The organism is Solitalea koreensis (assembly GCF_900182575.1).
Classification (GTDB): domain Bacteria; phylum Bacteroidota; class Bacteroidia; order Sphingobacteriales; family Sphingobacteriaceae; genus Solitalea; species Solitalea koreensis.
The window spans coordinates 103619-117739 of the sequence record NZ_FXSZ01000008.1; the positions used below are offsets into that span (position 1 = coordinate 103619).

8 protein-coding genes are annotated in these 14121 nt (G+C 37.6%); all 8 read right to left on the reverse strand.

The window, feature by feature from the left end:
• Positions 1 to 31: 31 nt before the first annotated feature.
• The 8 genes from FN756_RS12170 to FN756_RS12205 all read right to left on the reverse strand — a co-directional run bounded on the left by FN756_RS12170 (position 32) and on the right by FN756_RS12205 (position 14044).
• Positions 32 to 1561, reverse strand: a complete 1530-nt coding sequence (locus FN756_RS12170) for a PKD-like family lipoprotein (protein ID WP_142604380.1) — start codon at positions 1559 to 1561, stop codon at positions 32 to 34.
• Between the two features lie 18 nt (positions 1562 to 1579).
• Complete coding sequence (locus FN756_RS12175; RefSeq protein ID WP_142604381.1) at positions 1580 to 2353, reverse strand: DUF4843 domain-containing protein; 774 nt, start codon at positions 2351 to 2353, stop codon at positions 1580 to 1582.
• 9 nt (positions 2354 to 2362) lie between these two features.
• Positions 2363 to 3820 carry a RagB/SusD family nutrient uptake outer membrane protein gene (locus FN756_RS12180; protein ID WP_142604382.1) on the reverse strand — a complete coding sequence of 486 codons (1458 nt, stop codon included), beginning with the start codon at positions 3818 to 3820 and terminating at the stop codon, positions 2363 to 2365.
• Positions 3821 to 3831: 11 nt separating this feature from the next.
• A complete protein-coding gene (locus tag FN756_RS12185; protein ID WP_142604383.1) occupies positions 3832 to 7206 on the reverse strand; it encodes a SusC/RagA family TonB-linked outer membrane protein in 3375 nt (1124 codons plus the stop codon).
• Positions 7207 to 7566: 360 nt separating this feature from the next.
• Positions 7567 to 8751 (reverse strand): FecR family protein, encoded by a 1185-nt coding sequence (locus FN756_RS12190; protein ID WP_142604384.1) that lies wholly within the window; start codon positions 8749 to 8751, stop codon positions 7567 to 7569.
• Between the two features lie 57 nt (positions 8752 to 8808).
• The gene (locus tag FN756_RS12195) at positions 8809 to 9360 is read right to left on the reverse strand and encodes an RNA polymerase sigma-70 factor (protein ID WP_142604385.1); all 552 of its coding nucleotides are present in this window, start codon (positions 9358 to 9360) and stop codon (positions 8809 to 8811) included.
• A gap of 412 nt (positions 9361 to 9772) precedes the next feature.
• Positions 9773 to 11233: a hypothetical protein gene (locus FN756_RS12200; RefSeq protein ID WP_142604386.1), complete on the reverse strand. Its 1461-nt coding sequence runs from the start codon at positions 11231 to 11233 to the stop codon at positions 9773 to 9775.
• A 27-nt stretch (positions 11234 to 11260) separates the two neighbouring features.
• Entirely contained in the window at positions 11261 to 14044 is a 2784-nt protein-coding gene (locus FN756_RS12205) for a TonB-dependent receptor (RefSeq protein ID WP_142604387.1), read from the reverse strand.
• Between the last annotated feature and the right edge of the window lie 77 nt (positions 14045 to 14121).

The window sequence follows — 14121 nt, forward strand, 5'->3', positions numbered from 1 at the left end:
TAAAATGTAACCACCATCAGTTTTTTAATTTCTAAAATGTATTAGTGTAGGTAGATTCACTTATTGAAGGTGAAACATAAATAACATCGCCAACAGAACCGGTTCCATCAAGCGTAAAAACAGGACTTGCAGAAAGGTTACCCGATGTTTTGGTAAACATACGAACCTTGTAACTGACTCCAATCTTTGTCCCGATCATCACAAAATTATATGAATAAGGAGCCTCAACACCGCTGCCCGTATATTTTCTGTGACGGATAAACGTTATTTCCTCACCTGCCGGAACAGTAAATTGCTTCTGCTCGAACTTATTCGACAAATTACGCGACCAAACTTCGTTACCAACCGTAAAGTAGAGCATATTCTCATCCCCTTGCAAAAGCGTATAGTTGTCTGCATTGTAAAGTTTATCGGCAACTTTTAAAGTATCATTTACGATGGTAAGGGTTGGTAATGTAGGAGTAATTAAAGATAAAATCTTCAATAACGGATCGGTTTTATCTTGAAAAACAGCGTAGCCCGAAAATGGAGATGTATTCTTATTACCCATGAATAATAACTTCTTGTTGTTATTATTTGCCTTCATCTTTGTAGCGGCTGCATCTGAAAGGGCATTCACCAAACTTCCTGTAGCCCCGGAAGAAATAAAAGAGCTACTAATTTCATCATAAAAAATCGGATCACTAGAACCATAGGCCATGAAGTACTTGGACACTTTGTAAGGAGAGTTCAAGTTGTCTCGCATTTTTCTTACCCCGAATTGGCCGGTATTGCTACTCATGGTATAAATCCCATAAATTTGCCCATCGTTCACAAAGTAGTTGGCCTGAGAAGCAAATGTTACAAAATTGGGCGCTTTTACAGATGGTGATTCATAAAACAAATTGTTAAAGCCCCTGATTTCCTTAAATGTGTTGATATCAACAACCGTCGCGTCCTTATCACTCAGCAAGAATAGGGCTCTGGTATTTCCAAGTACACCTGTAACAGTTGATTTATAAGCCGTAAGAAAACTAAAGAGCGAGGCTTTGCCATTTAGTTTTTTACCATTTACCGAGCTAAATACGTTCTCCACTTTTGTATCCGGAACAATGCTGGCAGGCGTTTTAAACAGATCTACATCTGTTTGGCTACCATCGTCCTTCACAACATACCAACCTCGAGTGTATTGTGTTATTACATTAATGCTTGAGGTAGTGTATTTAAAATATCCGGTTTTTTTATTCTTTGCACGGAAAACCAATACCCAGCCCTTGGCGGGCTGTTTCACCAAATAATCCAATGCTTTGGTCTTGGCAATGGTATCGATTTTCGGAACAGAACCCTGAACATTGGTTTCATAAATTCCCCAGAAGTACTCAAAATCGGCTTCTGAATTACTAGAAGAAATTTCCGGATCCAGCGTAATTCTTTCCACTCCTGAAAGTTTCGTATATGAATTCTCGATTCCCGTAATGGTGATTACTTCTTTTGACGAATATTCATAATTACCAATATCTTTTGAACAGCCGGCAATAAACAATGCCATTGCCAAACTCATTATTATATATAATTTCTTCATGAGATAAATTCTTTAGAATTATGGAAATACAACCAGATCGCCAACTTCATCTTTAAGCATATTTCCAGGGTGTGCATTATTATAATTAACCAAAGCCGTTTTTAGGGTGCCTGTGTAATATTGAAGCAATGCATAATCAGCCATTACAAAGGAAATAAATTCCTGATCCCACTTTTGACTTGTACTCTCAATCATGAACCTGTGTTTTACTATACTGTATTTTCCAAAATAATACTGGGAAGCAGAAGCGTTCCAGGCAGCAGGTTGGCTCAAGCGATCAGTTAAGTCAATTTTGCGCCATAGATTATTAGCCTCTCCTAATTGAAAATTCTTATCGGCAACAACATTAAATTTCAAAACCACATTCGAATTTTTCAATGAAGCGTCACGCAAAACCACTACAGGCACAAAACTGTGTACCTGCCCTGCTTTGATTACATAATTTTTGCTCACAAGAGGATCATTAAAAGCCACATAATGTGTACCTGCAACGGCATTATTGACACCCTGAACCTGTACTTGCTCTAAAGTAAAGCTTCGGTCTTTGGATGAGACTCCTCCAATCGCATAGATATCGAAAAACACCGTATCTTGTTTTACGTCCGGATTTTCATAATAGAAAGTAAATGGCTTTAATGTATCTGCTAGGTTAAAACTGGTTTGATAAATCCGGGAAATATCCGGACCGAACTGCAACCTTGCTGTGTCATTAAAAAGGTAATAATCATCCTCTTTACAAGAAGCCAGACTAATTAATGCCAGAGCTACTACAAAATATTTCAGTTTTTTCATTCGTCAGAATTAATTAAGGTTAATGGTTTCTGTTTTAGGCAATGGAATTAAGTAGTTGATTGCCGCTGCAGCAGGAATAAACAGTGTGTTCGCCTTTGGTGCGTTTATTCGCTTATAGGCAAAATATGCCTGTCCTTCTGCATAAAACTCCTTACGGTACTCTTTTAACAACTCGTATTTTAACGCCGTCGGATCAGCTGGCAACGTAGTTACCGCAATATTTCTTGACGTACGGAAGGTTGCCCATAATGCTTGTGCATCTGCCAGAGTGCCTGCTTCTATTGCGATCAAATACATCTCGCTGATTCGCAATAATGGAATCTGTTTGATATCAGCTGCCAAGTTTTGAGGCTTTTCGACCATTTGATATTTCTTCAATACATAGCATTTAGATTGATTGGCTAAAGTGATCAATTCCCAAAGGTTGGCCTCACGAATATCGGTACCTGTATTTCCATAAAGTTGAGTAGTAACGGTTGTGGCCGTTGAACCCTTTTTCAGTGTGCCGGCTGCATATAAATCATTGTATTTTTTATAAAGATTGAAATCATACAGTCCGCAAATGTGTTCACAGGTGAGCACATAATCTTTGTTGGTCATATCGGTTGCAGTACCTAAACGGAACTTTGCTGAACCATCATTACTTTTAGCATCGATCACTAATTTTGCACATTCGAAAGCCTTTTCTTTATTGTTAAACCACAAATAAGCACGTGCTTGTAAAGCCTTCACCGCATAATAGTTCATGCGATAATAACGATAGGCAAAATAGGTATCAGCTGGATTAAACGCTGCGGTCTGACTCGGATTTCTGAGTTCGGCCAGAGAGTATTTAATAACTGGATCGATATCCTTCAATAAAAATTCTGCATCAGTCAAATCTTTTATTAGCGCTTCCTGATATTGGGCAAATGGGATCAACTGATTGGGGGTCTTGGAAAGTAGCGTCACATAGGCAAGCATGTTCCCGGTGCTTGGGTCTGTAGGAATAGGGCCAAATAAGCGCAAGATGTCCAAGTGGCAATACGCGCGTAAAGCCAAACACTCTGCCTTAATGGTTTCATACATTCCAGGTGTTTTAAAGACATCCTTTCTTTCATCAATTTGATTCAGAATTGCATTGATACTTGCTATAACCTTGTATTCTCCGCTATAAATGCTGGATAAAGATTTTTCAACCGTTGCATCAGTAAAATTGAATAGGCCTAATTTCTGTTCAACAGTGTTGGCTGTTACATCCCAGCTTGAAATTAATTGCTCAATGGCAGTCATGGTCATGGCCTGGCCATACACATTATTCCCTTTCATTTGAATGTAAACGCCACTTAAAGCATCTTTAAACCCTGCCTCTGTTGAAAAAAACAGGTCCTTGGTCATCTCAGTCTTCGGATTTACTGTTAAAAAATCCTTACAAGATGTGCTTATCAAGGCTAGCACGGTAACAATGATATATTTTAGATTTTTCATCCTGTCCTAGATTAAAATATTGTACTAATTCTTAATGAAAACTGTCTGGAGAATGGATACAGCGTTCCGCGCTCCTGCTTAACTGTCGACAAATAGAATGCGTCTGCAACGCTTCCTGAAACCGACAGGTTACTCAAGCCTAGGTGTTGCATAAGGTACTTCGACCGAAGGTCATATGTTAAATTGATATTCTGACAGTTAATGGTGCGTTCATCCTGTACAAAGCGGGAAGTCCTGTTGGTTGCTGTCGTAACTAACAGGCCTTTGAACGCTGCATTATCACCAGGGTTTCTCCAACGATCATCATAAACGCGAGAATCAACGTTGTATTTATAATCGGCATTCTCCACTTTGTTAATCAGAGTCTGATTATACAGTTGTCCGCCGGCACGGTATCCAAAAGCTACATTCAATGACAAGCTTTTATAGCGCACCATGCTGCTAAAATTACCTTGAATTTTAGGATCAGTATTTCCCACAGCAATTAGGTTCGCAGAATTCCAAGTGTAGGTTGGTAAACCATCTTTGCCTAGGTACAGTTCTTTACCGGTACTAGGATCGATACCCAATGAAGGAACCACCCAAATAGCATTAGTAGAATACCCCTCTTTATACAAAGTGCTTGGAGCCGCCCCTGTAGCGTTTTCAATTGCCTTTTGTGCATCTTTCAGCGCTTGAGATATTTGCACAATCTTGTTCTTGTTGTGCATCATGGCCATGGATACACTCCAGCTAAGACCTTTTTCTTGGTTACGAATTAAGAATGCTGTTGCTTTCAACTCAAAACCACGGTTCTCCATTTTACCAATATTTTCAATATAGCTGGTGAATCCGTTGGAAGCAGGAAGGTTTACAGAAGAAACAAGATCTTTTGTTTGTTCGATGTAATAATCGGCAGTTAATTTAACACGTCTGTTTAAGACCTCCGCATCAAAACCAACATCGTAGTTCATGGTTTGTTGCCATTGCAAATCTTCATTGCCTAATGCTATTTGGTAGGCCCCATTCCAATTGAAGTATCGATCGTCTGTATAGTAACGGAATGTAGAAAGGGCTTGGTAAGAACTAAAGTTCTGAGAACCGGTTAACCCAAAAGATCCGCGAAGCTTAAATCGGTTAATTATCTTTGAATCTTTCAGAAAATCCTCATTGTGCAGGTTCCAGCCCATACCTGCTGCCCAGAATGGAGCAAAACGCTTTTTTGAACCAAACTGAGAAGAGCCATCTACACGAAAGGATCCGTCAGCAAAGTAGCGATTGTTAAAGATGTAGTTCACGTTACCGGTTACACCCACCGCTCTCGACAAACCTTCTGAGCCGGTAGGTTTACCGTCTTTGGCGTATTGTTGTGCCATTGAGATAAAGTCTAAATTGGCATTGGTAAAGCCTTCTGCTAAAAAGCTATAATCTGAAGATTGGCTTTGACGCACGTTATAATCAAGACCTGCAAAAAGAGTATTGTTATTTCCAAATGTTTTAGAATAGCTTAAGTTTAAGGAAGCGTCATATGACAAACTGTTAGAAATGCCATAATGATAATCCCCCTTTCTAAAGATATCTATATCAGAATAGTTAGCAAAGGCGGTATGTTCGGCTGGCCTGAACTTATCGGTCTGTGTTTCGCCTTTTGTGATACCTATGCGGCCTCTCATAATTAAATCTTGAAAAACCGGAAATTCAACAGAGGTATTGTTTGTAATTTCTGAAGATTTCCCTGTATCAAATACATTCAGTGTGGCATTGTATAGCGGATTAGTTGGCAAGCTTCCCCAACGGTTGGTATAATCTAAACTACCGGGATCACCTAAGAATTTTAACACGTTTCCATTGGCATCATAAGCCCTCCAATAGGGGTTCATTATTACATAATCGCTAAAATTGCCATAAGGCGAGTTTGCCGAGCTACCGCTTGCAATCATTAAGCTGTTGCTAAACTTTATCTTTTTGTAAGTATAAGCAAGGTTGATGGTACCGTTGTACGTTCTGCGATTCGACTCTTTCATTACCCCTTCAATGTCGTTCATCTGAATGGAAGCTGAGTAGCGAAAGGTTGGGTCTCCACCTTCTAAACGAAGGTTATGGCGCTGACCAACTCCGGTATTAATTGGTTTAGAAAGCCAATAGGTATTCACCCCGCTGTTTACCTCATTTAAGAGAAAGCTGTAATAACGTTTAAGAGGCACCTCATTCTCAGCTCTTGCAGCGTTATACAAACCTACTGTTTCTTCCAAGGCTAATTTGTCACGTGCGTCTAATACACTGTAAGCACTTAAATCAGCCGCTTCAACATTAACATCCGCGCGGTAATTAATACGCAATTTACCCATCGTTGGTGCTTTAGTAGTGATTACAACCACGCCATTGGCGCCGCGTGAACCATAAATAGCTGTTGCAGAAGCATCTTTTAGAATTGTGATAGATTCAACTTCGTTCTCGTTGATGTCCAACATTTTTTGCAAAGTAGATTCAAACCCATCCAGAATGATCAAGGGCGTATTTAAACCCACACGAGTTTGATCTTGCAATTGATTTATATTTGGCAAGCTCGAATTACCGCGGATTTGAACCTCGGGCAAACGATTTGGATTCGAACCAAATGAATTGCTTTCAACAATGTTAAAAGAAGGATCTACATTCCGCAGAGCAGTAATAATGTTACGGTTTCCGAACTGTTGTAATTCTTTAGCGGTAACAGTGGTGGACGCACCCGTAAAGCTTTGGTCTACCTTTTTGAAGATACCTGTACTTACAACTACTTCCTTAATCGTATTCATCGCTGGAGTAAGGTTGGCATTTATAACAAGTTGATTAGGCTTAACCGTTATTTCAGTCGTGTTATAGCCTATGAAAGAAAACATTAATACATCACCTGGTTCTGCATTAAGTTTATACTTACCATCTGCATCGGTTTGAGTACCTTTTTTGGTACCTTTAATGATTATGCCTACACCAGGCATCGGAGATTTTACCTCATCAATAACTATCCCCGATATTGCTTCTATCAAAGAATTTTTAGATTGTGAAATCTTGGTGGCAGAAATCAGTAAAACACCATTATCAATAGAATATGATAATCTCGTATCCTTGAATACTCTTGCTAAAACTAAACTCAAGGATTCATTCTTTGTGTTTACACTTACAAGTGGTAATTTATTGAGCTCATCGGCATTGTAAATGAACTTAAGTTTAACCTGCGATTTAAGCAGATTAAGCAGTTCAGTAACCGTAATATTTTGCACATTTAAGGTTATACGAGGCTCATTTTTAGTAACCTCTTGTGCCTGGGCAGAAATTGTGGAGGCGGTAAGGGTTATGCCTCCCCAAAGTGCTACTTGAAAATTGGTGGAGCATAGCAAAGCCACGCTCATCATGTAAAGTTTCTTCATTAATTCGGATCAGTAAATTGAAATGATAATCTTAACTAATCACACTCAACCAGTTGAGTTATGGAGTGTTAAAACCCCATTGGCACTGCCTCATGGCGCTGAATTTTGATTCATATTATTAACGATTTAGGTTAAAAATTTGAACGCAAGTGGTTAATGAATTCATCAATAACCTTGTGAAGAAAGTGTTGGGCTTTAAAAGGTAGCAATCATGTTATCCTGCTAAATAATAGAGCATTAATTAGCAACCAAAGAAAAGACATTTCAAATTGAAAGTTTTTCTTTACATTTGATTTAGATTCTTAACAGTAAAATCTGTACTACACATTAAACGGGAATGTTCGCAGCATTTCCGTTTTTTTAATCCATTTTTTGCGTCACAACTATACTTCGTTCGTTTTTATTTATTTTAAATTGTAAATGGGCTGTTTTTTCAATTAATCGCAAGACGCCGTCGACCTCTTTTTGCTTGTCTATGTTCATGCTTAATTTCATTGTTTTCAATTGCTCATCTGCGTAAAAAACACTATAATTATACGTTCTGCCTAATTCTTGCATTACCTGTACCAATGTCTCATTGTTAAAGTAAATCATACCATTTTTCCATGCGACAAAATCGTCCACGTCTACATTTCTAAGACTCAACTTTCTGTTTTCTGTATCAAAACAGCCTTGCTGCCCTGGGTTTAGAAAAATCTCCTGATCCACACTTTCTATTCCACTCTTCATTTTTACTTTACCCTCTAACAATGTCGTTTGTACGTCTTTAGAGTAAGCTCTCACATTGAACGAAGTTCCTAAAACCTTTATATCAATATCGTTAGCATGTACAAAAAACGGTTTGGTTTTATCTTTTACTACCTCTAAATAGGCTTCTCCTTCCAACCAAACATTACGATTAGTTCCTGTAAACTGTACTGGGAAACGTAAGCGAGAATCGGCATTCAACCATATTTGTGATCCATCAGAAAGTAAAAGCTTATAAGTTTCACCTTTAGGAACGATTAAAGTATTATAAACTTCTACTGATTTATTTTCAGGGTTTGAATACTGCAATTCATTCAATTCCTTTTTATTCAAAAGCAATCCATCTGCACTTTGCACTTGTTTCTGATCTGCTATTACCAACTCTTTACCGTCCGAAAGCAGCAATCTTACTTTCTCATTTTCGCGTCCTTCTTTCTTAATGCTAGCGATAGTTTTGGCATGACCAATTTTGTTATCATTCAAAAAATAATACCCTGTAACTCCTGAAATTAAAATCAATACTGCTATGGCTGCAAATTTTCTTAACTGTTTCCACATTAGCAGTACCTTAGTTTCCCCACCCCCATTTCGCAAACGAACAAAACGCTTCCACTCATTCTCCGCATTTATGTTTTCCAGTATAGGAGTTTCTTTAATTGCTTTTTGTATTGACTTAACATCATCCAACACCTCTTCTTCCTCTACTGTTAAGTTTAAGAAAGTATCAGGCGTTGAATTGCTATCAAGCATATCAATAAGCTTGTCCCAATTAACAGGTTTATTTGAGTGTTCCATCATATCTCTAATAGTATTACAGGGAAGGGTAAAAAAAGGGTGAAGGCAAAAAGATTTTTTTTATTTTTTTTTCAGCAATCTGATAATTACGAAAACCAAAGGAGTATCGAAATTAAATTCCGCCCTTAAAAATTGGTACGCAAGTTTTATTTGAGTCTTTACGGTATTGATGGAAATACCAAGTTGATCAGCGATTTCGGAATATTTTAAGCCGTCAACATTACTTAATAAAAAAATTTTCCTTCGCTGCTCGGGGAGTTTATCAATGGCAGCTAATAACTTTATATAGAATAGTTCTTTTTGATTAAGCGTTGCTTGCTCGTGGAAAGGATCAAAAGAAAAAGTATCCTCCGTTAACTGATCCTGGTATTTATGATAAGTTTCTCTGGTTCTAAGATAATTTAGACTCAAATTTTTAACAGCGGTATAGGCATAAGGCTCAAATTTTTCTTCGAGTTTATCAGAATTGGATAAATTCCACAACTTCATAAAAAGTTCTTGAACAATATCTTTCGCCACATCTTCATCCTTAACTATATTGAATGAAAACTGACAAAGTCGTTTAAAATGTTGATGGAATAAGGTTTTAAACCGCTCTTCGAATTCTAACATTGTTTTTATTTTGAATGGAGGGCTATATTAGAAGCTCTTCGAACCGAAGAATTATGATTTTACCCTCATTTATTACTAACCCTTTAAATTTCAAATGGTCGTAAATTTGATTTTAATATTTATAAAAAGCAATGATTAAAACAAAAAAATAGCCGGATAGTCCATTGTTTCCTACTAAAATATTCATATAGAAACTAAATCGTTATTTTAACAAGACTACTCGCACTTTAAAGAAAAAGCCTTGCATATTACATGCAAGACTTTTCACTATTCGAGGCTTCAACCTTTTTCTAAATCTTTAGAACTTCTAAAAAAGAAGAAGCCCTGCAATTATTTGCAAGACCCTTCTCATTTTTAAACGAGGAAGTGAAAAATCGTTTTTACTGCAAAATCACCCTCAGCTATTCAATTTTTAGTAGGTAGCATTTTTAGGATCAAAGTTAGTCCATCCTGTTAACCAGGTATCGTTAACATCAAATGCGCCAACATAAGTTACAGGCTTGAAGAAAGCGTTTTGAATTTTAGCACTGCTAGAAAATGAAGCTTTATTCAATAAAGGTGAGCCAGCTATCGGACGAGCATCAATTGTTTTGAGATCGCCTGACATGTTAGCAAATTTGAAGTCAGCAATATTATCGATTGAAATATCATTGCCAAACGCGGCAGTAGTAAACCAAGCCTGAGCATCAAATGTCAATGAATTTGTCGAGACTTTTTTACCTACATTACCACCAATTGTTCCGGTAATTGTACCAACAAAGCTGTTTTTAATTTCAAGTGTATTGCCTAAAGCAGCTGTAGCAGATTTATCGCCATCGATGTAGATACCGTTTGGATAACCGGTAAATACACAGTTAAATGCTGATAAACGGCTGTTTCTACGAATGTGTGCCGCTCTGGTAAATACGTGGTTAGCTGGAATATTAGCACCATTATTTATTGAATATGGTCCAATAAAAGTAATGTTAGAGAAAACCGGATTTGTTAAAGGAGCATTATCAGTTCCGAGTTCATCGTTATCTGATTCAAAACCATTTGAATTACCCGGTAAACCTGTATCAGAAATATCCTTATCACGAATACTTAAACCAAACTGTACTTTACCAGAGAAACCGTTATCAGTATCAAAATCATCATCTAGACCACGATAAGCCACTAAATATTTACAGTTTACAGTACCACCAAACCACTCAAATGAATCATCACCACTGAATGAGCTTTGTACGTGATCAATGGTTGTACCACTACCAACACCGATAAAAGTTAAGCTGTTCAACTCTGAGTTAGGTTTGTTTGAAAGCGCGATACCGGCAAATTCAATACGTACGTATTTTAGGGTACCTGAGTTATCGGCATCATTATCACCTCCTCCAACAATATCCTGACCGTAAGCAGCGCCATCGTTATCAGAGAAGCCTTCCATTTGCCTTCTGCTGGCAACACCACCGAAAGAAGAGTTTACCTTTGCATTACCTAAAAGCATAACGCCACCCCAATCAGCAGTTGCACGACTTCCAGCCGGCTGAGCAGATGTAAATACAACTGGTTTAGTCTGAGTACCAGTTGCTTCAATTTTACATCCTCTGGTAATAACAAGGAAACTTGATGAGTTTGCTGTTGCTTTTGTTTTACCTGTTTTAATTGCTTTAACAATCACACCTTCTTTAATGGTAAGGGTAGCATTGTTTTTTACGAATACAGGCCCATCAAGGTAATACGTTTTGCTAGCATCCAAAGTACGGTCAGCAGTAATTTGACCTCTCAAAGTGTCTAATGAAGGATCTGAAGGAGCAATATCACCATCATTGTTTTTCTGACAAGCTACTGTGCCTAATAATAAAACTGCAGCAATTGAGAATACGATTTTTTTCATGATCAGTTTAATTTGTTTTTTTATTTTTTAGAAACTGTAATTAAATTGTAAAGAGAAGCCGGTTCCTGACTGGAATTGGTTAATAGGCTGATTTTTACCTATTGTATATTTGCCTATGTTATTTTGATCCCAATAGAAAACAGACTTTTGAGCCAGAATATCAATTACACTGAATTTAAGAGCTGCCTTTTTATTGATGTGTTGTGAAAGTTGAAAATCGAGCAATGGGCGTGGAGCTTCCCAAACCTGCGGCACATCAGAATTTCCTACTTGAGAAATTCTTCTTCCAATTATATTATACAACACGCTTGCGTTGGTTCCTGAGTGGTTGTTATCATATTGCAAACCTGCATTCACAACATAAGGGCTTTGACCTTGCATCGGCCTAGAAACCTCTCCTATATATCCATCAGGCACAGCTATACTACTTTTGATTAATGATACGTTTGAGAAAACGGTGAAATCAGCCAGGAATTTGCTTGCAAAAAACTCTAATCGCTTTCTGATATCGAATTCAACTCCATAATTGGTTGCACTCTTTGCATTCCAGTAACCAAAAGTTGGTGAACCCTGAGCAATATCATAAGTCATTTCAATAGGCTTATCAAAGAATTTATAGAATAAACCCACTGTAAACAACTCACCCGCCTTAGGATATATTTCATAGCGAAGGTCCAGGTTAGTGATCTTAGTTCTTTTTAGATCTGGATTTCCGGTTAAAGCTCCGTTGCGAGCATAGTCATAGAAAGAGAATGGAGAAATCTCTCTGAATTCAGGTCTTGATACCGTTTGAGAAGCAGACAAACGAATGTTTACCTTTTCGCTTTGTTTAAAAATAAGGTTAGCAGAAGGTAGGATATCGGTAGCGGCAACATCAATTGCATGCAAGTTTTTCGATTTCAAATATTGTTGAAAAGACTCCAATCTTGCACCCCATACTAATTTAAACTTGGCCCCCAATTGATTATCCAACTGCAAATAACCGGCTCCAAGGTTTGAATAAGCCGTATATGAGTCAGAATTAGCGGTTAAATCAATCAGATAGAATTTAGTTTCACCGTAATTACCTTTATCTAGTATTTGGTCCGGGCCAGTATAAATTAATTGATTTCCTTCCGCACCTGGTGCAACCGAAACTGATAAGCCCCTTGCGTCAAATGTTCTGTCTTTGCGTTGAAACACCCCACCTACCTTTAATTGTTGGCTTAATCCAAACAGTTTAAAGCTCTTGGAAACATCGGTGCCCGCACCATAAATATTATCGTTTAATTTCGAATAAAATCGGCCTGCATTACGAGGATTGCCTGAAGAAGGAGTGATATTAGCATAATAATTTCCATTATTATCCATTGTATATTTCAATCGCCTTAAATCTGGAACATCTTGATTTAATAAGGAATAGTTAAGATTCCATTTAAGTTTTATACCGTTGGCAGGTAAAAAATGATCTCCAATAAACTGAGAACTTAATAAACGATTCGATGTAAAACTTAACTCTTCGCTTTTAATATTAGCCGTAATATCGCCACTAAACTCCTTACCAATACGAGTGGTAACCTGATCGGTACTGTTAATATTATAAGAGTTTTTCCAACTAAATTTATTGTTACCTGATTTATAAGATAGGTTAGCTAATCCGCCTACCGCAACATTTGTACTGTATTGATTATCGTGATTATCAAACTGAACAATATTTTGTAAATCATAGCTATTACGCTTAATATCTCCAAAATGACTTTGAGCATTGTAGCTTAATAAAAAGATTCCACCCAAAACATCCGACCCGTTACCTATAGACTTGCTGAAGCCACCATTTCCTTGAAAATTAATGTTTGCATGTTTAGTTGAGTGAGCATAGTTCCAAATATCCTGTAATTCACTACCTGCAATTGCGTTATCAGCTACACTACCTCCTTTAAGCACTTGAGTAGTTGGAAAACTAGCTGGAAGTTTACGAGTTCCGTCATCAATACCAAGAAAATCTAATTTTCCACCTTTGTAAGTGTAAAAAACATTGTTCAATAGTTGGGTATTAGTTCCCGAACCAAAAGACACTTGAAAATAATTTTTGTCAGGAACATCCTTCGTATTTAGTTGCACCATTCCTCCTGAAAACTCACCAGACATTTCTGGAGTAGCAGCTTTATTGATAACGATATTATCAACGATTGCCGAAGGGAAAATATCAAATGAAAATGTTTTTCTGTCCGGCTCTGTTGATGGCATTAAGGCTCCGTTTACTGATGCTTGATTGTAACGATCAGCCAGACCGCGAACCACTAAGTATTTTCCATCTTGTAAAGATGCACCTGACACGCGCTTAAGCACTTCTCCGGTATTTTTATCCGGTGATTTTTTTATACTCTCTGCAGATACAACCTGAGCTATTGAATTTGTATTTTTCTGAAACTGGATTAAAGAGTTTGTAGATTCCTTTTTAGCGGATGAAGTAACAACAACTTCTTTTAAGGCTGTTGCTGCATCGTTCATTACCACATTTAATTCTGTTACCTGTCCGGCACGAACCTCAACATCCGTTACAGTTTTAGTTTGATAGCTAATGTATTGAAACACTAGCGTGTACTTGCCGGGAGCAAGTTTAAACCCGTAACGTCCTTCGACATTTGTAGGTGCTACTTTTGAGCTTCCTTTAATTGATACAGCTAAACCAACTAAGGGTTCGTTAAAGGCTTTGTCTGTAACCTTACCTATAATTTTGCCTGTTTGTTGTGCGTTTACTTTGCTAACAGACAAACCTGCAAACAATATAATTAAGCAAACCGCACATTTTAAAATGGAGAAATTTTTCACTTTTACCTCGTTTTATTTTTGTACGTGGCAAAAGTAGAGGGGGGAGATTATCGCAATGTTAAGCGTTTATTATCTAT